This window comes from Agarivorans sp. D1326, from assembly GCF_056958115.1.
On record NZ_JBTWEN010000004.1, the window covers coordinates 212,689 to 236,522 of the forward strand.

Consider the following 23,834-nt stretch of genomic DNA (forward strand, 5'->3'; position numbering starts at 1 on the left):
GTGCTTTCCCTTAGAAAAAATCATCTTCAAATGCTAGATCTATGATTACAGAGTGAGTCGTCTTAGTCTTGCTCTCAGTATCTTCCATAACCAGTTTATAACTTACAGTACGCTCAAAGCCGCTGCCTTCTAGCTTAATGGGTACCTTGCGTTTTCGCTCTTCCATATTTGGCGAAGTAGAGTCAAAAAGCACTGTTTCTTTTGAGCTTACAGTGTGGCCATCAGGATCTTCTATCCAAACCTCCAACTCGCGTGATTTAAACTTGTCGCCCAAAGGATCAGTTTGTAAGAATTGAATATGATCTATATTCATCGCAATTCTCACTGGGTTGTTTAGAGGTACAGCATTTACCTTTTGTTTAGCGTGCTTAGTCTGAGCTTTAGTATCAAGCTCTCTAATACTTAAGACGGGAACACATATTTCTTGAGGCATAATGCCGCCATGTATAAATTTAGCTCCACCCACAAAGTTAAATCTATTGCTACCTCGAGGGATCATGAACTCTGCATCATCACCGTTTTCAATATTGATACCAGCTGTATTGGCTAATTTACCCGTCCAGTAATAATCATCCGTTGGAAGGTTAGTTCCAATCACATAGCGTTTTTTAGCTTCAGTTGTGCCCGTAGGTTTCGATTTTAATGCGGTTTTGTCTGAATCGGTCACGTCAGTCATCTTAAATAAGAAACCATGATCAGCAGTGACCAAAACTCGGCTACCATTTAAGCGATTAATAATCCGACTAATCAGCTGCTTAATTTCATTCACCGCATCACGGGCTGCTCCAAAGGTTTGATCTTCTGTTGCTTGTTTATCACCAATGGCATCAATTTCATCATGATAGATGTATACCACCTCAGCATCTCTAACTTTTTCCCGCCCCTCTTTATTGGTCCAGCTAAGCACTTCGCCCGCTTTAAAAGCAATGCCCTTGTGCTTTTCTAACACTTTATTTCTATTGTCATGACCGTGAACAGATAAACCATCAGCTTTATATTCTGGTTTACTGTTTAAGTGAGCAGTCAGTTGTTGATGGGGCAGTAAACTTCCCATACCCAGTTGTGTGTAAGAAGGTACTACACCCAGCTGAGAACTGATCTCAGATTTAAAGCGCTTCTCATCATTCAGTTGCTGATGAATATCATGAGCAACTTCGTAGCGCAGTGCATCAGAAATGATTACGAAAACTCGCTTAGCTTTAGTGTTTCTTAATACCCCTCTAACCTTCTCACTGTAGAAGTTTTGTTGGTTTTTAATACCCAATAGTTTCCAGCTATCTAGTAACTTATCTTTATCGACTAGTTGCCCCCAGGCAATGGCCAAGTCATGTAAGAACCAATCGACATATAGTTGCTCAATATCATCAACTAGCCCTGTAGCTTTTAATATATCTGAACCATTCTTACTAATAGCAATTGAGCTTTCACTGAAGATCCGATAAGCATGATCAAACTTATAAAGCTCTTTTTCATAGGCTTTATACAACTTTGTAGCAGTGTCGAATCCAGAGTCGTTTCCAAAACCATCAATGTACTTCTCTTTCAAGTCGAAAAACTCTTTAGCAGCCCTCAACGCTCTGTATATTGACGAATAGTTTTGGCTATCTTTAAAAGAGGAATCTGCACACCAATGTTTTCTCAATCTCATTGATACCCAATCATTTATCTCAATGGTGTTGTAGGTCGTTAAGCGATTGGCTACCTGCTTCATAATTTGCTGTTCAGCAGCAACAAAGGTTTCAACATTAATCAGTAATGATGGGTGATCAAACTCTACCAGCTTATCTTTCACTTCCAACTCACTGGCTACTTCTTCTGAGACAGCATTATATGAAGCTGATAAGGTTCTACTCTCACGCCAGTTAGATACAAAGTTAACAACAGAAGCTCTTTTTGAAGCCATGTTCCCCAGTAACTCTGAAACCTCTTTTGGAAGTTGCTCTATCAATTCAGAATCTACCGTAGATGGCAAAAGGTGTGATGATATACTCTCAGAAAAGTTAGATTTTGCTACTGACGCACCTGAGGAATGCAAACCTTGATAACAATCAGTGATCAGTAATTTGGTACATAAATCCTTAATGGACGGCTCTGGCTGTTTTTCAAGCCAAGTTCCAACGGCAACATAACCAAACTCATAAGCTGCTTGTTGCCAAAAGATGTCACTTAAATTGTACAGGGAAAGCTTTTCAATTAATTCATTTGCGCTCTCAGGTTGTTCGCTATACAGAGTAATTAAATGCTGTAGTACTGCCGAAAAACTAACGGTCTCAACTTGAGCTAACACAGTAATCATTGCTAACTCTAAGCTCAGCTTATCAGCGCCTTGCGAAAGTAATTTCTTAAGTTTGTTATAGCGCTGTTGGTTAGCAAAAAACTTCTTGTAGTGATTGATGTCTTGGCGAAATTCCATGCGCATCCCCAGCTCATTTAAAATTATTGAGCTAGAGTCGGCATAGAACTCTTGTGCATATAACCTAATATCATACAGCCAATCACGAGTAGGCTCACCAAGTGGCTTATTGGAATAGAGTAAAAATTTAACCTCTGGCTCCAACAATTCAATACGTTGTTTAATTTCAAAATGTGAAACACTGTCGAGATCCACAAGTTCGATGTCATCGCCAACCAATTGCTCTGCAATTGTTGGCAGTTGCTCTTGAAACTCAAGGTCTTCATCTTGCCAAAATACCAATCGACATTTTTCGAATTTAGCTAAGATGCCCTGTTTGATTTGTTCTAGATTCATAATTTAATTCTGTTGGGCACTTTGCACTGCGGATTCGAGCTTTGCTTTAAAATAATTAAAAGAATCCATATCAATTTGATTTACATCCACGTCCCCTTCCTGAATTAGCTCAATATGCCTTGCAACTGTACTTTCACCATTTAGAGCATCGTCTAATTGCAGCTTTAAAGAGTTAGGAGCATTATCATTGCCTGATTCCTGCTCTAAATTATTGCACGATTGATAAGGGTTGGCTTTTAACGCGCATAGCAGCCAAGCTTCAGACTTAGGCATAGGGATCATTGGTACACCTAACTCCTCATAATTTTGCTCAGCAAACCCTTTTTCCATTGATCTTATTTTATTTAGCCAATGCCCCCGACCCGCAGAGGCAGTGCCATCAGCATCCCGAAATAAAACGGCAACAACATTGTCATTAAGTGTTTCAGCCATTTCTTTTGCTTTTGCAGCTAATGCTCTTGCGTTCTGGTAGTAGTATTGTGTTTCTACAGCTTTCTTCTTTCCAGGCAGCGCCATTGCTCTTCTTATAGGTGGTAATTTGTTATCCACAAGATATTTCTTCGAAACGTATGTCGCACCATCGTATTCAAGGTGTGAATACTCGTATCTTATGAACACTTCAACTAGCTTATCGACTATATATGCCATCGCACCAGGCTGATAGTCAGGAGTCACGCATTCGCTTTGGCTATTTTGGCAACATCCAATATCACCCTTTCCTTCACCACTTAACAATAAATGCATGACTAACTCTCTGACTGTTTTATTTGCTCAATCTCTTTGTATAGCTCAGACAATTGAGTATCAATAAATGCCTCTCCAGGCCCCATAAATTCGAGTTTGCTAGCAATTGAAGGGATGTCAAAAAATCGAATTGCTTTAGTGGCACCAGATTTAGCTTTGTAAAGGTATGTAACGCCAGACCTAGCAATATCATCTTCCAAAAAGTTGAGAATCATGGGGCTATGAGTTGTCACCATCACCTGGTCATTTGATTGCACAAGCTCATCAACTAAAAACTCCACTAATTCAGGGTTGATTCCATTTTCAATTTCATCAAACAGTAAAAAAGCTTTACCGATATCTAGCTGGAGTAAAATAGCCATCAACCGAAGCATTCCATCGTTAACATGACGTGCTGTAGATATGAGACTCTTAGTGTTAAAGCTTTCACTCACTTCCAATTGTTTCCAACCAGAGCGAAGAGACTTCGTGTTGATATCTAAAAGTTGTGGATAAACAGTCCTCAGCAACCTTGTTAACCGAGCTTTGGCTTCTGAGCCAGCTTCATGGATATAGGCTGATAGCTTTTCACCTCCTAAGCCTATACGCCCGTCGGAAGTTCTATTTTGACTCCTTAATAGTTCAGGGCTTATCAGATCTAAAGAGCGGATATGAAGGATAGAGTCTTTAACTTTTTTTAATGTAACCTCACTAGGGTTTTCTTTAAGGCGGGATAAAATTGACCCTTGATATTCAAATTCGATTTCTCGACGCTTAGCACCATTTACTGTGTAACTACCAGACTCAACTAAAAGGATCTTTTCTTCATTTTTAGTAATCGCTTCTTTTGTACAGCTTTTAGTCTTTCTATTAAAACTTCCAGACCACACAACTTTCCTACCATCAAGATTAAGTTCAATGGTGTAGTCAATATTACTTTTGTTGGTTAACTTAGAGTTTAGGTCGGAGCTTTCCCAATTTCGCATTGACAGCCAGCCATCAATGTCTCCAATCATCAGTTGTGACACAAAATCCATTGCTTGCAGAGTAGTCGATTTCCCTGAACCATTTAAGCCTATAATGCAATTGAATTGAGCTAGTTCCATTTCAAAGTCTACCAGTGACTTGAAGTTATCAATTTTTATCTTGGTAATCATAATGTTGCCTCTGGTTTCTTACCGTGAATAGCTTTAACGTCGGCTAATAGGTTGCCGAATTTGCCGTAGTTGGATTTTACGCCATCGTCTAAGTCGAGGGTGATGCGTTTTTCAGCGTAGTGTTTTAGTTGCTCATCAAAAGTGCGTAGTTCGGCTTGTTTTTTATCTAGCGTTTTTAACTCTTTTTCGATGCGACGGGCTTCAGCGCCTGTTGCTCCCACTTTTTCTTCTGAAAGCCTTGTTAATTGGGCATCGTATTTGCCCATGAGCGGGGTGACGTACTCTGTACGCATACGCGACAATGTGCCCTCGTTATAACGGTGCAGATACACTAAACATTCAAAAGCTTTTTGTTTTCCTGAGCTAAATAGCCAGTAGATAGGGCGCTTTTTATAAGTCTTACAGTGGTCTTTAAAGAGTTGAGTGGAGAAGTAACGACGTACAGTATCCATGGCACTTTCACCCCCGCCCTTTTTGGTAGAGAGGGGCTTAAGTGCATGTAAGCATAAGCTTTCAGCAACAAATTCTAGATTTTCGCCTAAGTGCTCATCGCCCCATACGGTTTTAACAAACTCTTTAAAACGAGTTGTTGCATCATCATCAAATAACCATTCTTCTGAAGCTAATGGAATAATTCCATCGTCATCTGCAGGGAAAGATTTATATGCATTATCAGCTTCAAGCTCTTTGAAACCTTCATTATTGGCATTTGCATAGACAAAACCATCACGGCTTAGTGAATACCTTCCCATCATACAACCAATTGAATAGCTCAAAAGTTCTAAAATAGAGTCTGCACTGAAAGCATTATATATATCGTCAGTCCCTTTGTTGGTTTTGTATCTAAACTTAGGATTACTGGTTAATGTGATGTTTGACAATTCGACCACTTCAGTGAAGTCACTTTCCAATCCATACAATTTCAAAAATAGATGGTTGATTTTTTCTTCATTGCTTTTTAATTTTAAGGCTAGCAATTTACTATTATCATAGTGAATTGCTACGGCTTCACTTAAAATGCCACATCTGATTTTTATTAAAGGATTAGAAATGAAATTCCACGAACGTTCGTACTGATCCCAGTCACTTTTCGTTATATCTAAGCACTCCTTAGCTAGTCTAGATATTTCACTTCCACCAGATACAATAGGCAAATTCCCTACATCACCGACATTTGAATTTAAGGTTGGATTGATAACATTAGCAAGATAATTTGCAACTTTTGTGTTGAGAAAACCTAATAAGTTGTAAATATCAGATTGTTCAGGGAAGCAAGAAATTCCCGCAACATTAAAACTAAAAGAAGAATCGTAATATCTAGCTGCGAAATCCCCTGATGTAATGAGTGACCAACTGATATGCTCTTTAAAATTAAATTCTAAATTCTGAGGCCTAGACCTCAACTTCCCCTTACTGTCTTTAAAGTTTTTTATATTATACCCATCATTTTTCCACTCTATGACGTACTCGTTATTACCATACCACTTCCTGTAATCTCCCCCTTTATTATGTGGGTAGTAAGTTTTACTTGGATCATAAGTAAATGATACTTTATCAGAAGAAACTTCAAACCATAGTTTAAGAAACTTTTCATTGTCACCAGTGATAAGTCCTTGCCGTGGAGCAGAATAGTCGGACAATAACTTATTTTTATTGAATAACCCTAGAACATCTGGCTTAGTCCAAAAAGCTATAGGGCTGCTAGGGATATTAAATAATAGTTTTTGATCTAACCTATAATCACATCTAAGACACTCGTCAAAAAATACTTTTTTCTTATCCGCTGATTGAGGAGCTGAGTTCAAATCTCTAAAACTTGATAGATAACCATCCACGCTGACTTTCTTAATAATAAATGCATTGCATTGGACGACTTTTGAGTTTAACTCAGGAAAACTATTAAATCCTATATGTAGCATTGATGATATTGTGTACTTTTTTAGTACCTTTCGCCTAAACTGCTCAAAATTCGATAAGAACATCCAAGACTGCATTGCTACTATTGAGTTATACCCTCCTACTTTTAATAAATTAAAACCTTGTTCAATAAACATGGCAAAGAGATCATTTTTTGTTGATGAATAAGTAGGCTTTGCATATGCCTTTATTGAATCGTTCATGCCTTTGACCCCCATATAAGGAGGGTTAGCAACAACAGAGTCATATTGCCGAGCTAATATTATTGATTGACTCACGATAGGGAGCAATTTATACGCTGCACCAGAAGCTGCAGGGTCAGTCCCCTGTTGCTTTTCTTCAAGCTGTTTTTTTAAAGAGATCAAGTTGTCTATATATTGATGTTCAATTTGAATCAATGACCCCAGTGTTTTCGCTTGTAAAAATGCTGATTTAAGGGTTTGTAGTAATTCTAAATAATTTTTGTAAATGCCTGTTGACTTAACAAAGCTATTAGCTTCATCACCCATTACGTCAAATAGCCCCCCAGTAGATCCAGCTTGCTGATTACCCTCTAAATCAAGTGCCATCCACAGTTTCGGAATATCAAGGTGCTCTGTAGATTGTAGAGCAAATACGTTCAGCGATACTTCACCATCTTCAACACGTTGGAAAATGCGCCTGTCATCCTCACGAGCTTTCATCATTAAGGCGAAGCCAGCAAGTTGAGCCGCACGATCATCAATATCTAAACCATAAATGTTCTTGGTGAGTATTAATTCTGGAATTTCGCGTAGACGATAGCCACGCTCTAGGTAGATTTCGCGCAATACTTCATACACTTCAACCAAAATATGGCCCGAACCACATGCTGGATCGAGCACTTTGATTTCTTCAGGGTCAATGCTGCTTGGCGTGATCGCTTTTAACTGCTCGGTCACTTCTTCAGATTGCTCAGCAGGCTCAATGTAATACTCCATTTTGCCTTTAAGCTCTGAATCTGGGTAAGTGGCTAGCCATTGTCTACCAACAGAGTTTTGCACTAGGTACTTAACAATCCAGTTAGGGGTGAATAGCTGAGTAGCAGCAGGAATATCTTCTGATTTAACTACCTTGCCGATAACAGCATCTTTATGTTCTGAAATATAAAACTGATAAAGCCACCCTATAACTTCAATTTCTTGCCAGTCTTCTTCAGGGATATCGTTAATTAGTCCTTTAAGGATTGAGTCTGTTTTTGTTAAGTTGCTTGGTAGTAATAGTTCGGTTGCATCATCAATTGCCTCAAACATGAATGGCATGATCTTGTAGAGGTGATGACACTGGCCTAATAGCAACTCACGGTAAAGCTCCTCCTCTTTATCACCTGCAAGTTGCAATTCAATGATGTGGCTTTTATCTAAATCTATGCTGTCAGCGACATCTGAAGCATGACTTAAGATTTCAGGCAGGCTATCAGGGTTAGTTGGGTGAGACAGCACACGGAAACCGTGATCAAAATAATCATGTAATTCCATATAACGAAGTGCGGCTAAACGGTTAAACCAGGTGTAGGCCATTTCTCGAAGGAACACATCATATTGTTCTGCGTAGCTCGCAGACGCTCGCTCAGCTATCTTTTGCTCTAAACGTTTGCGCTGTTCACCTTCTTTACGGGTAAAGGCTCGTCCCTCAATAATGGCTGCCCCACCTTCAATACGCACATCTTCTATGCGATCTTCATAGATACCAAAATGTGCAGCACGTTTTTTTACCGCTTCAATAAACTGAGTACGCGCTTTAGGTGCGTAGGCTTTTAAGTTCTTAGTGTTCATAATCTATTTCCCTAACTTTGATTCAGTACCTGCTTGATTCGCGATTTCAAAACCTCTCTTCGCTTAGAACAAAACTGTTCAAAATCAGATAAAGATTCAGGTAAGTAACCTATTGCTTGGCGATCTAAATGAAGCTGCCTGGCATTCTCATCAGGCCACATCACTTTGTACCAATCTGTAGGCAGCTTTTGGCGTTTTTCGTTGTTTATAGAACCTTCTAGTAATTGAAGGTTGCAGAGTTTATTGACCAGTTGTTGATAGAGTTCTATTTGCTCTTCATCTAAGCCTTCTTTACGCAAATTCGTTCTGGTAAATAGGCCTTTTGGATAAATATGATCAACATGAAAGTGATGAGAGAAATCAAATCCGCTAAACAAGACTGACAGTAAAGCGAAGGTGCGTTTGTTACCGTAATCAAGATCTGCCAGCTCCTCAATCTCTTCCTCTTCAAACTTCAGAGATTTACCGCGAGAAGTCATTAAGGTTTCTACTTGCGTCACAGGAAAAAATGCATTTTCTGATTTTTGAATAATCGAACGAATTCCAGTGAGTAAGGTATCTAAGCCGCTGCCCCAAATCCCAGAAGCTTTTAACAAAGACTTAACTAGCCATAGTCTTAAGTTTTCTCTATCTGCTGAAAATTCACTTTTTGATAGGTATTCATTGGTATGATTGTGATAGTGAAGAAAATAGGCGACAGGTAAAATAGCACTATCAGCTCTGAGGTTTTGGCCATTAAAGCCGAAACTGGCAAGTAAACTTGTTGCCAACCTTAATGACTCTTTAATCGAGTCCCACTTAGACTCTAACTTTTCCATATTAGACTTATTAAAGTTCTCAACTTTAAAACCTACGCTACCAATGTCTGATAGCATCAAACCAGCTTTGAGAACTAAATCTTTACTATATGAAAATTCATCCCCAATTGAATTTAATTCATCAACTAACTTATGTATCTCTTCTCTAGCATCAAGATTAGACCATTGGGCAACTGCAATAGATAACAACAAGTCACTGTATGATAGAGGCGTACCACCACTATTCATTCTGATGAATATACTTAATACACGCTCTAAACTTTGATTTTCTTCTTCATAATAAGAAATCAGTTGTTTGTCATGGATGGTTCTGAAAAGTAAGCGAATATTACCTCGAGCCATCTTTATTAACGACTTATCTTCCAATAGCTCGTCAAGCTCATCAGTTAGGTCATCAAGATCTTCAGACATGATGCGCGGGACTAGAAACCATAACTCGCTTTCTGATTGTGTAGCAGCTCTTTCTTCGGTTAAAAATTGGAACTCGAATTCGGTTTCATCTTCGTTACTTGGTTTGCCAAGCAGGTTCAAATAAAGGAACTTCTTAGGGAAAGCATCGTTGCTTGACCACCATTTTCCAGAAATTTTGTGATGATAGCAGCCTTGCAAACCAATATTTAAAGAGCTAACCCTTTGTTGACCATCAAGTACGGCAACAAATTCATGCTCTGGAATTTCGGTTAACCTCGGACAATGGCTTGCATCCCTTTGATGATAGCTTTGTACAAATTCATAAAATTGATATGAGGTCCGATTTTCTGGTTTAATTTTCCAATATAAAAAAGTACCGATAGGATAACCTTGTAACAAGCTATCGAATAACCTGCAAATTTGTTCTGGCTTCCATACAAACTCACGTTGTATAGCTGGCAAAACTAAGTTTTTTTCAGAGACTTTACTTAAAAGTGATTTAATCGTTCCACCATTTTGATACATAATTAAATCCCCCTTACTTTATCCGCACCTTATTATTACTTTTCACTAACATTGTTAGCTGTTCTTTCAACGCTGATAAATAGTCTTCAATGTCTTGTTCAGTTTCAATTACACCTGCTTTGTTTACTTCGAGCATGACACTGGATGTATCGATAGACACTATCTTCTTCGGAATTGGCTTTTTCGGTGCAGGCTCAGCAACTTCTGTGGGCTGGGGATTAGTCGGTTCGCTACCTACACTATTCTCTGAGTTTGCCCCCGTACTTGCTGCTTTAGCAGCTTCTTTTGCTTTTTTATCAGCTATCGCTTGTTGCTCTTCAATAAACTTGTTTATTAAGTCATAAGCATCCTCTTCTAAGTTGAGAGAATCAGCTTGCTCTTGAAGAATTTCAGCAATGCCTGACAAGTTATCTAGCCTTTGCAGTGCGAGTTGAAGAGGTCTTAACGCTTTGTTGCTGAGTTCACTTGGAACATGAGCCACCTTGATTTGCTGTTGGACTTGCTCGATACGATGTTCAATACGCGATTTAGCATGAGCACGTTTGTCTGCTAATAGCTTTTCATTTACTTTGGATACTTTTTCAATTAACGGCTCTACATCTCGAATTTTACGGTAAGGTCTTGATTCGTTGTAAATAGCTTCTAGCTGTTGTAATGCCGTCAATGCATCTGCATCTTTTTCTAACACGATACGGTTACGATCAAAGTCTATCGTTAAAGCTTTATTGAGTTTTTGCCAGGTTGTGAATTGTGACTCGTAGAAGTTTTCTAAGTCTTGATAGTCTTCTTCAAAATCAAGTAAGTCGTTATCACTTGAAAGGAAGGCTTCGATAAACTGATAACTTGATTGTGCTTCTGTTAAGCCAGCAAGTAATACTTGCCCGATTTCAATCTCTTTAGTACCAGGGTAATGCCCTGTAGATGCCCTGTTGGCAAAAGCATCTAACTTTGCCTTCATCTTAACTAAGTTGGCTTGAGCAACGTTGAACAGCTCTTTTTCACTATCAGGTGCATTTTTACCAAATACATCTTTGAATAACTTAGCTGCTCGTTTTAGATTAGCTTCTGACTGTTGCTTTATACGACGTATACGTAGCTCAGCACGTTTTCTAACTTGCATTAGATTGTCGTATGCGCCTTTGAGCTGAACCTCTTGCTGGCGCATTTGGAAACAAATTTTATTTGCTAATGCCAAGCGTGAAATAATTAAAACAATTTCATCGTCATTCCAACCAAAGGGGCGTTTAGAAAAGCGCTTTACAATGTCATCAGCAGTAATTGGACGACCAGAATCGTCACTCAATGAAATGTATTTTTCAACTTCTAATGATGCGTGAGGGTTTACTTCTGCTGCATTCAAATCAAGACCAATTTGCCCAACATCATCGGCAATTAGCGTATTTTGGATTTCTCGGCGAATGTCACCAGGAAATGGTTTGACTAACTTGAGCTTACTGAACGTATTTTCAATGACATAACGATATAGCTCTTGCAAAATTGAGCTAATAGCACCACCTTTAGGGTTTTGCTGTGAACCTAGCGCATAAAACTCTGCATCTTTTAAAAGATCCTCTAGTTCATTTTTAACTCGACGATTACGTTCTTGGTTTTCCATACCTTTTTGATTGAGTAACTGCTGCTGTTCAGGGCGGTTGCCAGTGTTGCGGCGTAGAAACTTTTCGGTCCTGATGAAGGTGCGGATCTCGTCAAAAGTTTTGCCGCTGTCGGCAAGCTTGATGATGATTGCCCCCCCACCGCCCGAAGAGCTTCCTTCTTGAGATAGATTGGCACATACCGTTGAATCGTATTCTGCATAGTTAGCATCGATAGGCGAAATGACCTTAAGAACAAGGTCATTTTCTTGCGAACCATCTTTTGGCATGCCGTTACAAAAACGACTAATAGGGAAATCTTGTTTGTTTTCGGGATAACGATAAATGTTATCGCGACGCAGGACATCATCAAAGATTAGCTCACTTAGCTTTTTGGTTTCATCTGAGAGTTCAATTTCTGTCTCTCTGATTTCATTCTCAATCTCTTTTTCTTCGTTGGTTAAGAAGATGTATTCGTCGCCTTGGCGTGCGATAAGTAAATTTTGCTCTAGTGCATTTAACGCTTGTTCAATATCACGGCGAAGGGCTAAACGATCTTCATCTACTTTGCTTACACAAAGAGTAACCATGTTATCTAAAGTTGATTTAATGACATCTACGTATCGGATCAAGAACAAGCTTTTTAGAATGTTAAGTGCAAATGGTGATATGGATTCTTTATCTGAAGCTTGGTCGATATCTTTTTTAACCGAGGTATCTAAGAAACTCTCAATTGCAGGATAAAAGTAGTAAAGCGGAATAAGCACACCCACTTCTTGGTCTCGCACTTGTTTCGCTGCACTTTGGAAAGCATCAAGTAACGAGCGTTCACCACGACTTAAATGTAAACCAGTTGCACCCGCTTTGCGGATCGCTTCGAAGATTTTTTGTACCAGAGTGTAGTGATATGGCACAAAGGGGTAGCTATGAACAAAGCTCGTTGCATCTTTGTAATTAGCAAGCTCAGCCGTTGTTGTGCTATCAAAAGCTAATTGGTTGCGTAGAATATCGCCTTTTTGATCGTACAAGCTTTGTAGCTCATCACGGGCAGCGTCTTCTTTGGAAAGAAGTCGCTTTTCGATTACTTCACTAGTGTTTGAACTTGAGAGAGACAAACGCTCAAAACGGCCCTGAATTTTAGAAAAATCGTGGCCCTTAGAACCTGCCATCTGGCCGATAACGGCATCGATATCTTCTTGCGAGGTAACAACAACCCATGCACGCCCTTCACAAACAGTGCCTAAGTTTTCTGTGATGGTTTGCAACTTCAACATCATCTGAGTGTTGTTGCCAATGAACTGCCCAACCTCATCGACAAAGAACAACACGCGGCGTTCCTGATTACCATCGAGGTATTCTTTCACCCACTTACAGAAATTAGATACATCTAAAGAAAAATTATTTTCTAACTGCTCAACCCACTGACGTGCTGACTCTGTTGATTGCTCAGTAACTTTGCCTAAGGCATCAGCCATATCATCACGGTAAAAATCGTATGAATCTCGGTTCTCTACCCAATCCATCTCAGTTAAGCTGAAAAACTCTTTATGAAACTCTTCAAGCAAACCTTTACTGGCAAGTTCTCTTTCAAGGTGCGCAATATGTGGATGATCACCACTAAAGCCCATTTGCTCATTGAAGACTTTCAGAAAGACTTTTAATACTGCATCATCGCCATCATCAGTATTTGCTTTTGCGTCAATGTTGAACAGGATAACTGTGTTTTCTTTGGTTACAGCGGTATCAATTTCGCCAAGTAAGAAACCATCTAAATTTTTATCTTTGAAAAACTCAATCGCCGACTTATCAATTTGACCATCAGTCGCCCGAATGTTTTGTAGTAAGTACGAGAGTATTTTAATGAAGTGCGACTTACCAGAACCAAAGAATCCACTCACCCATATACCTAGCTTACCAGATGCAGCTTTAGCCTTTGGGTCGCGTACCGATGGCATATAAGCATCGAAAAACTCTTCAAAGTGCTTTGCTAGTTCAGTGGTGATTACATATTCGTCTAGCTCAGTGAATACAGTGTTATCTTCTAGTTGATCTGCTTTAACCACACCGTTAATTGGGCGGTTAATGTCTTTAATAAATAAATCTTTAATCTGCATACTCTTGTTATCCTTGCTGTTTGGTTGCAAGTTCATTTACGGAACTAATTTAAATGCGCGGTAATAATTATTTGATTCAATACGGCCAAAAGGCTTTAAGGCTGTGCCATCGTACTCACCTGGGTAAAACAGTACTGTTGGAACACTTCCAACCTTGGCGTGTAACGCATTTAGCAAGCCATGACCTCTAATGATCGGCCAAGCACTTCCTAAGCCATGGAGTAAAATGAACTCTGTTTGCTTGTTTTTATCAGAGCCTTGATCAATTTTTGAAGCGATAAACTCGGCCACACGGTTTTGTTCTAAAGGGCCTTTAAGTGCATTAAACAGAGCTGCATCACCTCGCTCCTTCTGGACCTTGAACGCTCGTTCTGTCAGCTTCCTTGAGTCAAGTAGTTCAATCACAGCTTCAAATAAGTTTATGCTTACAAAGTTACGACCTCGCTTAGCCAGCTTATCGATAATAAACGCTAAATGCTCTCTAACAACTAACTCACACTCAGCTGGATAATCAAAAACATAAAAGCCAATTTCATTCCCCAAGCCCTGGTTATCTAGAAAGTCTTCACTTTCTATTTTTGTGAGAATCTGATCGAGCCTTTCGTTCAACATTTTCTGTTGCTTTGTGCTTACCTCTGCCATTAGTTCAACTCCATTGCTGAAATAATATCTTCACGTTCCATTTGCAAAAGCAGATTTCGGATCTCAGGCAGTAGATAAATGTTTTGTAGTTTTTTACTTCGTGTTGAATCTATGTAGCCAGCGTCTGCAATAACTTTGAAAGCTACTTGAGATATTTTATAAGTCGATGAAGCTGACATTCGCCCCAGCTCAGGAAATAGTCTGCACCTTTCATCCCAAAAAGCTTCCCAATCCCCAACTTCCAAGCTTTCACGAAACATGCGTTTAGCGTCTAACACAATGATTCGCATAAAATCGGCTAGTAGAGTGCTATTTATAAGGGTTGCGGCAAACATTAACTGTGTAGATAACTCGGTACTACCGAATGCTATTTGCTCAAGAAACTCATCAGACACACCAGCTAATCGTTTTTTAATCGTTGCACCGTTTCGTTTTGCCGAAGCATCTGAGCGTTTTTGTAATATATTTTGATTTACGATAGCTTCTAGCCACTGCTCATTAGTTGGCTTGTTTAATAGTAGTTGTGCGACTATTTGGCTTTCTTTGATCATTAAGCTGCCACCGATTAGGTCGCCTAGGTAATCTTTGTGTGATTTGATTTGGGTGGTATTTGAACTTGTCATTTATAATTCTTCCAGCTCAGGTACATAGCCAGGTGCTATTGCCAGGTTTTCTGCACCAAATAAGGTTTGACGATTCTTGAGCCACAATTGGTATTCAGCACCTACGAGTTCAGCATCGGCGGTACAATCCACGTTCCAACACCGTAATAAATATCCAGCCATAGCAGCTCGAATATTCAAGGAAAGTACGTCATTATCCATCCCGTAATCCAATGCGATTGCAGTGGGATGTTTAACATTATGCGGGTGAGGAACAAGCTGCAACGGCATCATTCGCATCCATTGGTGGTCTTCTAATTTTTTTTCTTCAACAGCAATTTCTGTGCTTGCTAGCGAGACTTTTGTGATCCTCGTTAAGACAAAGTCTCTAAAAGCGTTAGTTTTTCGGTCATAAGCTCTAACGTGCCAGCGTAAACCATTATCAACAATACTATGGGGTACAATCTCTCTCGCGGAAGAGCCACTGCTTAATGACGTGTAGATGATGCTTACACTTTTTTTATTGATAATGGCCTGTACAAGCTTCGCAACTATGAAAATATCGGGAATATTCAGTTGACTAGGTGCTTCAACAGGAAAGGTTATATCCCCTATTGCATCAAAGCCATCTGTGATTTGGTTTGACAGCTTTACAAGAGTTTTACGAGGGTCATGGGTGAATAAGGGTTTGAAAGTAGTAACTTGGAAGTACTTTCGCTCTTTCGCATCATACTCCATGTTATTTGGACACAACTCCTTATAAAAGTTGATATCGCGTGTAGCAGAAGTCAGACCCTTTTCAAAATATGAGACAATTTCAGCTCTTGTTATGTAGCCAACAAATAGGAGTTTAAAGTCTATATATGCAAGCCTTTGCTTTTGGGAAAAACCAATATCTTTAACGTTCATCATTGAGAGTGTTGCTTAAGTTGATGAACATAGTATGTTCACAATGTGAACCTATAGCAACCGATATTGTTGACTAATTCGCAATTATGTTGTTCTAGAGCAGGTTTTTGGGCCTGTACAGCTCTGGTCTTGGTTGACAGTCACCCACTTTTCGATACGTTGCCTGTTTAGCTTTGGTAAATGTACTAAGCCATATGCGATTTTACGCATAGACTTGTAGTTCTTGATTAGTTCGAACAGACGAAGTGATAGTTGAGAAGCTCACAATTTGATGCAGCTATAGATGTACATTATCAATGTAGGCTATATCTGTAATAACAAAAGTGTTTACTTGTTAAGTCCCCTCGAATTCAATGTAAATAGGATTAGGATGTGTCAAAAGACAATTAAATTATTCATATTTTCGATTGTTTATTGCGTGGTTGTTCCCCTTGCTCATGCGCAAGGGAATGAATCCATTGAATCTTTCAGTAAAGCAAAGAAGCTGCTTGAACAGAAAGTATACTATGACCATAGAAAAACCTTGTATTGTGGTGCTGCATTTACTGAAAAAAAATTAGTTTCCTTGCCTCTTGGTTTTGAAACCCAAAAGCATAAAAAGCGCGCAAAGCGAGTTGAATGGGAGCATGTCGTGCCTGCCGAAAATTTTGGGCGAACATACCTATCATGGCGTGAGGGAAATGAAGCTTGTGTGACATCAAAAGGAAAGGCTTATAAAGGCCGAAGGTGCGCAGAAAAGACAAATCAAAGCTATCGGTTTATGCAGTCAGATTTGTATAACTTATTTCCAACAATCGGTGCTGTTAATGCTATGCGCAGCAATTATAATTTCAGTATGCTACCAGCCACTGACTCATCCTTTGGTGCTTGTGAGGTTAAGATAGATAACAGAAAAGTTGAGCCGCCAGTTGAGGCTAGAGGGCGCATAGCGCGGACATATCTCTATATGCACCAGACTTATTCAAATTATCAGATGAGCAAAGCCCAACTTCAGTTAATGGAGGCCTGGGATAAAATGTACCCAGCTTCCACATGGGAGTGTTTAAGAGCCAAGCGGATCGAAAATATTCAAGGAAATGTAAATAATGTAATGGCTAAGGCTTGCTTAACCTCGGCTGTCGGTTCACGTCATTGACTCAAACATAAATTTTAGCTATTCACGGATAACATTTGAATCCTAAAATACGGAAACGCACTGCTTGATAAAGATCCTTTTGCGATTAAATTGAACATTTTCTCCCACCTCTTGAGCGTAAGATTAGCTCTGAATTACTACAGCTAAAGTGCTATATAGAAGGTGGAGAAATAAACTCGGAATACTCATTTTAGTTTGAGTAGTTCATCGTTTGAGACTGTAGAAAGTTTACATTTTTCCCAATCGCCAATGTATGCCTGATGTTCCGATAAATAGCAGCTGTGTTTAAAATATGAACTGTTGTCACTTCTTATTTCATACTCTAAGGTATCGCAATTACCAATCTGCTCGCATTTAGTAGAGGTTTTTTCATTGTATTTACTAATTGACCAACCTTCTATTCGCATTCGCAAGCGCCAAATCATCGCAGCATGAGCGACAATAAGAGCGTGTCCTCCTGGTGAAATTTCAGCTAACCTTCTTAGCGCAAGTTCAGCTCGAATAGCAACATCGATTTTTCTTTCAATCATTGGAAGCTGCTCCCACCAACCAGTTGGGCCTCGATACAATTTAGATATTTCTGGGTCATAGTTGTTATCAGGGCTATCAATACACCCTCTGCTCCCCTCAACTAAATGAGTATCAACTATCCATTGAGCACTATTTAGCCCCATGTTAGCAGCGGTTTGCCTTGCTCTCAAAAATTCAGAACAAGCATAGACATCAAAGCCATCTGTATACATTTTTGATAGGTGGTCTCCCAAGTTTTTGGCTTGATGAATACCATTTTTAGTTAAAGGAGGTTGAGAATGATGCATGTGTAAATCCTGAGCAAACTTCTCCGCTTCGCCATGCCTTACAAGGGTTATTTTTCGCAAACCAAAAAGACAAATGTTTTTATTCATAATTAGCTCTCATATTATCTACTGCTTTTTTTGCTCTCGCACAATTTGGGTGTGCTTTCCCTAAGGTACTGTCAAAGTCAGTTATTAATTGGGCAATTTCTTTTTCTGGAGGGTTCCGAGCACACTGACTTAAAGTCAACAATCTCTCTAATCGCCCATCTAGAGCCTTTGGATGTTTCAAATCATCTAGATTGCTCCACCTTCTGTACATCAACTCAGCAACGCCCAAGGATTGCTCTAAAGATCCAGCCAGCCTCTCATATCGTATTTGGTTATTCAGTGCTTTCAATGTATCTAAATGGGTTTCACCAAGCACATGGTCATACTTAACTAAAAGCTCGCGACCTTCTAAAGCTGCCTTCTTATGTTCACCACACCGATCGAGAAACCTCAGATAGTTATTTGTGGCTTCAAGCGAATGCTTTGAATTACTGCCAAAGTAATATATAACCTGTTCCATATTATCTTTAGCTAGTGCCAATGCGCCGACGTTATCTCCAGTGCGACTAAAGTACCAACTAAGAGACATTTTTAAATCTAGCTCATCGGAAGTGTTAACTATTCCCCGTTTTAAAAGTAGCAGCGCTTTATCTCTTGCGTCGGTAAATTGACCATTCTCAGCATCTAACCTGCAATCTAAAATGGCTATTTGTTGCCCTAATCCAGTCATTTCATCGAAAACACCAATTTCTTCCAGCCTGAGTCTAGCTAATTCATAATCTCCTTGGTTAGCTTCAGTTTCAGCTGCGATATATTCTAACTCAATTTTTTGCAGAGTATTTAGAGCTGAATTTCTGAAGCACTTGGCATACTCTATTAATACCTCTTCATAACGTCCCAAGTAGAATAATATTTTCATTTTGCTTAACAAGAGTTGAGGGTGTAAAACAGCAGGGACCCGACAATAAATAGAGTCAATGACTCTTATTGCTAGCTCGTACTCACCAATTAAAAAATAACCTTGCGATAACTCAAGAGCAATTAAGACGGCCTGTTTATCAGATACATCTATACTTTCTTTCATCAAGAAACTGTATAAACATTTAGAAAGCGTGTATCGAGCACAACCATTTAGATTACTAATGTAATCATTTTCTGATAGAGTTATGCTTTTTAGGTTTTCAGCTAACTTTTCAAGTTCGACTTCAGTAAATACGTTATTTAGCTCAGTTCGCACAGTATTAAATATATCTTTTTCCAAAAAAATCAATACATTTTCATCTTGTGGAAAAATCCAAGACAAGGGACTTTGAACCTTTCTTATAGCTTCACCAGCCTTATCAACTCCCGCTAAAGTTGCCAGCTCAATCGACAGGCCTTGTAAGAATTCTCGCCCTAAAAAAGCTGAAATAGTTAATACGTATTTAATATTACTAGGAAACTCTTTCCATTTTACTTTATATTGCGATTCTAAATCAGCCTCTAAACTTTCTATTTCTTGTATAGACAAGGTGATGGCTTTATTCTTTATTGATCTCTTTACTTTCAAAAATTCAAAACTTTGTTTTAAAGCTAAAGGGTTGGGGTGAAAGCGGCTGGCATATTTATCTAACACGTTGCTTTCCGTATTTGGAGCTTCATCGAGAATTATTTTTTTGAAATCAGAAATATCTAATGGCGGCAAGCTGTGTGCCCTATACCCCCCGTTAATATTTTTAATAAATAAATTAAAATTTGAATACTTAGTTAGTTCAGAGTCAAAACACTCTGGATGTGCTGTAGATACAATAAGTATTTTACATACAGATTTCATAATATGGGACAAAAAACTGTACAAGGATGTGTCCGCCAGATGAATATCTTCAATTGCGATGACAACAGGGGTGTAAGAGTTTGATATATCTATAATTTTCTTAGCTGACTCTATACCTTTCTGTACATCAACTTCCTCTTGAGTAATTAGCCCATCTATACCTTTAGAATAATCTAATCTGTTACGAGAGTTATATATTTGTCTTGTATGGTGAATAGTCCTTTTAGCCAAGTCAATCAAGGTAGGTGTCAACGCCACAGCCCCAAATACAGGGTTTGCAATTGAGCTTAACCCTGCAATCAAACCCAGAACAGGGCTGCCACTCTGATATACTTCGTTTACACTACCTAATCCCACATCATTTAAGTGATCTTTTAGAGATTTGTTCCTTACTGACTCTAAAGCTATTGAATGAGCAACTACTTGAGAAGAAGCCTCATTCAAAGCATTAATAGGATATCCATCACTCCTAGTGCCACAACTCAACCCCAACCACATCCATTTGATTTCAGTTGATTTTTTTATATCAACAATGCTTGGATATAGCACTTTTCGCTTCGTAACAATTCCTGAAGTCAATCGGCTAGATGTTATTTGTTCTGGCCAATATTCCTTACCTTTAACTTGGAAATCCCGCGCTAAAACCCTATAAAACTCCTGAATTACCGCAGTCTTTCCCCAACCCATTGGTGCTGATAGAATCTGCATTTTAGGTATGGCATTATCACTTAGACTAGAAACTTTATATTCAGTGATTAGGCTATTAACTAATTTGCCTCTAGTCTTTCCTACGAAAATATCATCCATAAATAAGCCTCCCTGCTTTGCTATTAATCTAATCTCTACCAACAGAACACTGAAACTCATACACAAGAGCTAAATTTCTACAATCAATAGACGCTAATCAAGTGGACTGAACAGAGACAATCAGAAAGCATTTGTTTCTGGGTCATGTTATTCGTACACTTCCAACAGTGCATGCACGTTGTGTTCAGAGTACTTTACCTTACCATCTTTGCCAGAGCGTTTGCGAGTCAGTCGCTCTGCAAAACTAGTCAGGTCAGCTGCATTGAAAACTCTTCTAACTATTGACTCTAAAGCACTTTCATCAGCTTCTTCAAAAATGGCGTATTCGAAGTATTTTTGCTCATAACCAGCTCTTCTTAACCTAGTAACAACTCTATTCCACGCTTGATATAGCTTTTGAGCTTCCGTGGCATCAACTGGTTTATCAGTCTGCTCTAAAACATCGAATAAATAAGCAACTTTATGAATATAACGCTCAATGCCAGTAAGACTCCAATCTTCCAATTTACCACTATCTGGTTTTTTTATTTCAGTGTACCCTCGCTCCTGTATAAGCTTCTTCTCATCACGATGAAGCTGCCAAGGCATCCAAAATGCGATAACTTGCTCATACTCGTTCTTAGTCATCGGCTCCAGGTCTGGATTACACATTTCAATGAGTTCTGAAGATGAAAATTTGGGAAGTGCAGGGTGATCTTTGTGAATACTCAGAAGCGTTACATACTTTCTATTCACTCGTCGACGAGCGTAAATTTTGTTCCCCGAATTTGTGAAATTAAGTTTTGCTTCTTCTTTTTTCTTTCTCTCTTCAAAGTAGCTGTCTAGATTGTTTACTGAGTTCATGTTGCCCACTAATTGTTCTTATCTTATACAATAACATTGAGCAAATAGTGAATCAACATTAATTTACCGCTTAATAATCGCAATCGAGCGAAGCAGAATTCTCTAAGTTACTATCACCTCCGTCTGGATTATGCGTCATTTCAGAGATTAACTGCTCAGTGAAATGGTCGTAAGCATCTTTATTTGGATTGTTGCTCATCCTCAGCTCAATGCCTTTTTTGAATTTCATAGGCTCTAGCTGACCATAAGTCCTCATGTTCCATGAGCTTGATAGTCTCTGATTTTCTTCTTGAATATGCTTTTCCCACTCTTCCAGTTTCATGATTTGATAGTCTAGAACCGCTTCTTGCAGTGCTTCTTTATTCCTCTTGCATCTCTCTATCATTTTGTTTACAAGCTCAATGCCAAGCTTCGCAGACTTCAATATCTCGATTTCAGCCTTGGTTTTACCCTTCCAGCACATGTGGATATGAGCCTTGTTGCGGAAGTAGTAAGTTGGTCTGCGGGGAACAATGCGTCTAATAAGCTTAAGACTCTTGACGTTGAACTTGATCATTAATGCGAAATCGGCCTGCTTGGGCGCAATGCTTCGCTCGCCTAGTTTCATGCCATCAAGTGGTTTTTGCTCTTCTTGACCTTCTGGTTTGTTAACAACTGGAGCTGGTAGGGGCGGAAGTTCAGGCACATCTTCAAGTTCCCAATAGCGGCCATGCTCGAAGTGATCCGCTTCAACCCTATTATTCCTCTCTAAGAAATTGTGAGTGTCAGAGTCTTCTAAGTCGAAGTTAAAGTTAGCATTGCGATTCATTAAATTAACTATGCTATAGCGCTTAGAAGCATGAAGTTTTGAGCCGCTCACTTTGTAGCCAAGCGCAGAGAACGCCGCGCCTCGTGCTTTACCTTTTTGAAACTGCACGTGTGTTGATACGCCCAGGTTTCTTAGTTTGTGCACAAACTGCTTCATGTTTACCTGAGTGCCAGTGCGATTGGAGTGCTCGATGATGTAATCGACTCTGTCTCTAATTGCTCTGATGGCCTTGGCTCTGCTTGGTTGCTTTGGGGCATTGTTGATAAATTGAGTCTCAGCCTCAGGGTTGAAAGGGTTTGGAAGCTCTTGGAGTACGTACTCTTTCTCGTACTTGCGCATAAGATTTGTCATGTTCTCTTTGTCACGCCACTGGCTTACCACGGGATTTTTAGGTAAGTCTTGGATAGAACAAGCGAAGATGTGGATGTGATCATTGTTAGTGTTTGTATGTCTTACGCAAAACCATCTGCAATGTTCGTAGCCCATATTTGTCATAAAGTCTGTTGCAAGCGAAGACCATTGAGAAGTGGTCAATTTCTCGCTATCAGCGAGGGAAATCATAAAGTGTTTTAAAGGAATGCTTGCGTTCGGGTTTAAATCAATCATCTCCTGAAACTCGGCTGCGTACTCATGAAGCTCTGTGGGAATGTCTCCTTTATTGCTTTTGCCACTACCAGGCTCGATGAAGAAAAGCGGGTTAAGGTTACGCATGTTTTGTGAAGTGACGAACTCAGCTTTGTCCGCAGGGTGCTCATGCTTTGAGTAGCCGAACGCATACGAAACCATTTCTAGTGCATCTTTTCTGTTACCAGCTGTGTTACCACACTCTAAGATTTCTCCGATCATTGCATGCGCTCCATTTTCTTACGAGCCACTAAGAGTTCTAAGTCTTCAAGACGCAAGCGAGAGTATGCGAACTCAGCTATGCGAGCTTTAGTCATCTTGCCTTGCACATCTTCACGCATCGCGCCCAAAGTTAAACTAAGGTCTCTGCAATCGTTCAGGGCGCTTCTGATTTCGCCAGGTCTTGCAACACCCTCAAGACTTTCGTGCATGTGTTTAATAAGCTGGTTGATGTTTGAAGTTAGGCTTTGCGTGGCCTTTAATGCTTCTCTGTTAACGCTAGGAATGCGGATAGGAGTAGCTACTTGATGACCCAGTAGAATGTCACGACAGTAGACAGCTGGTTTTTCTTGATTAGACTGAGCAATTTTCTTAAGTAGTAGTGCGTATTCCGCATCATTAAACATTACGCCTATTTTAATTTCGCGCTTTACACCCTCGGCAAGCTCTTTTCTGCCTGCTTTTTTTCCTAAATATTGCTTCTGGAGTTTCTCCCTTCTTTCTTTTGCTAATCTAGCCATAATTTGACACCTTTATTATTTTAGTTATTAATGTGTTTTTATTCTTTTTAAAATGTATTCGCGGAAGCGATATATATTTTTTCTTTTCCCCGATTCGCGGAAGCGAGTTAGGGGCAAGCTGTCGGAGAGATAATTTAGAGGAACTCGAAATTTCTTGGAGACTCCTGCTTGCTATCTTATTATTTAAAATAATATAACGAATCATTCGCAAACTGTGAAAGTGAATTTAAATATCCTTTCTACATCTTAATTATCTCATTATTTAAA

General features: G+C 39.3%; 15 protein-coding genes. 1 reads left to right on the top strand and 14 read right to left on the bottom strand.

All coding sequences use genetic code 11. The features are described from left to right. Positions 1-10: 10 nt before the first annotated feature. From pglZ to ACYFDN_RS09755, 9 genes are read right to left on the bottom strand one after another with little or no spacing between them, the layout of a single operon-like run. Positions 11-2,749: a BREX-1 system phosphatase PglZ type A gene (gene pglZ, locus ACYFDN_RS09715; protein ID WP_483510911.1), complete on the bottom strand. Its 2,739-nt coding sequence runs from the start codon at positions 2,747-2,749 to the stop codon at positions 11-13. Between the two features lie 3 nt (positions 2,750-2,752). Further along, complete coding sequence (locus tag ACYFDN_RS09720) at positions 2,753-3,493, bottom strand: hypothetical protein (RefSeq protein WP_483510912.1); 741 nt, start codon at positions 3,491-3,493, stop codon at positions 2,753-2,755. Positions 3,494-3,495: 2 nt separating this feature from the next. Beyond that, positions 3,496-4,629 (bottom strand): AAA family ATPase, encoded by a 1,134-nt coding sequence (locus ACYFDN_RS09725; RefSeq protein WP_483510913.1) that lies wholly within the window; start codon positions 4,627-4,629, stop codon positions 3,496-3,498. Then, positions 4,626-8,339: a BREX-1 system adenine-specific DNA-methyltransferase PglX gene (pglX, locus tag ACYFDN_RS09730; RefSeq protein WP_483510914.1), complete on the bottom strand. Its 3,714-nt coding sequence runs from the start codon at positions 8,337-8,339 to the stop codon at positions 4,626-4,628. The genes ACYFDN_RS09725 and pglX overlap by 4 nt, the downstream gene beginning before the upstream one ends. 11 nt (positions 8,340-8,350) lie before the next feature. Next, complete coding sequence (locus ACYFDN_RS09735) at positions 8,351-10,093, bottom strand: DUF262 domain-containing protein (protein ID WP_483510915.1); 1,743 nt, start codon at positions 10,091-10,093, stop codon at positions 8,351-8,353. A gap of 13 nt (positions 10,094-10,106) precedes the next feature. Continuing rightward, a complete protein-coding gene (gene brxC / locus ACYFDN_RS09740) occupies positions 10,107-13,799 on the bottom strand; it encodes a BREX system P-loop protein BrxC (protein WP_483510916.1) in 3,693 nt (1,230 codons plus the stop codon). Between the two features lie 36 nt (positions 13,800-13,835). Beyond that, the gene (locus ACYFDN_RS09745; protein ID WP_483510917.1) at positions 13,836-14,441 is read right to left on the bottom strand and encodes a DUF1788 domain-containing protein; all 606 of its coding nucleotides are present in this window, start codon (positions 14,439-14,441) and stop codon (positions 13,836-13,838) included. Then, positions 14,441-15,064, bottom strand: coding sequence for a DUF1819 family protein (locus ACYFDN_RS09750; RefSeq protein ID WP_483510918.1), 624 nt, complete (start codon positions 15,062-15,064; stop codon positions 14,441-14,443). The genes ACYFDN_RS09745 and ACYFDN_RS09750 overlap by 1 nt, the downstream gene beginning before the upstream one ends. Further along, complete coding sequence (locus ACYFDN_RS09755; RefSeq protein ID WP_483510919.1) at positions 15,065-15,955, bottom strand: WYL domain-containing protein; 891 nt, start codon at positions 15,953-15,955, stop codon at positions 15,065-15,067. A gap of 367 nt (positions 15,956-16,322) precedes the next feature. Here ACYFDN_RS09755 and ACYFDN_RS09760 point away from each other — a divergent pair, with 367 nt between their 5' ends. Continuing rightward, positions 16,323-17,087 (top strand): endonuclease, encoded by a 765-nt coding sequence (locus tag ACYFDN_RS09760; RefSeq protein ID WP_483510920.1) that lies wholly within the window; start codon positions 16,323-16,325, stop codon positions 17,085-17,087. Between the two features lie 185 nt (positions 17,088-17,272). Here ACYFDN_RS09760 and ACYFDN_RS09765 read toward each other — a convergent pair whose 3' ends face one another. The 5 genes from ACYFDN_RS09765 to ACYFDN_RS09785 all read right to left on the bottom strand — a co-directional run bounded on the left by ACYFDN_RS09765 (position 17,273) and on the right by ACYFDN_RS09785 (position 23,567). Then, on the bottom strand, positions 17,273-17,992 hold the full coding sequence (locus ACYFDN_RS09765) for a histidine phosphatase family protein (RefSeq protein WP_483510921.1): 720 nt from the start codon (positions 17,990-17,992) through the stop codon (positions 17,273-17,275). Continuing rightward, positions 17,985-20,552 (bottom strand): tetratricopeptide repeat protein, encoded by a 2,568-nt coding sequence (locus tag ACYFDN_RS09770; protein WP_483510922.1) that lies wholly within the window; start codon positions 20,550-20,552, stop codon positions 17,985-17,987. Before ACYFDN_RS09770 ends, ACYFDN_RS09765 begins: the two co-directional genes overlap by 8 nt. A 147-nt stretch (positions 20,553-20,699) precedes the next feature. Continuing rightward, positions 20,700-21,395, bottom strand: coding sequence for a hypothetical protein (locus ACYFDN_RS09775; protein WP_483510923.1), 696 nt, complete (start codon positions 21,393-21,395; stop codon positions 20,700-20,702). 70 nt (positions 21,396-21,465) lie between these two features. After that, a complete protein-coding gene (locus tag ACYFDN_RS09780) occupies positions 21,466-23,049 on the bottom strand; it encodes a relaxase/mobilization nuclease domain-containing protein (RefSeq protein ID WP_483510925.1) in 1,584 nt (527 codons plus the stop codon). Then, positions 23,046-23,567 (bottom strand): plasmid mobilization protein, encoded by a 522-nt coding sequence (locus ACYFDN_RS09785; RefSeq protein ID WP_483510926.1) that lies wholly within the window; start codon positions 23,565-23,567, stop codon positions 23,046-23,048. Before ACYFDN_RS09785 ends, ACYFDN_RS09780 begins: the two co-directional genes overlap by 4 nt. Positions 23,568-23,834 lie beyond the last annotated feature (267 nt).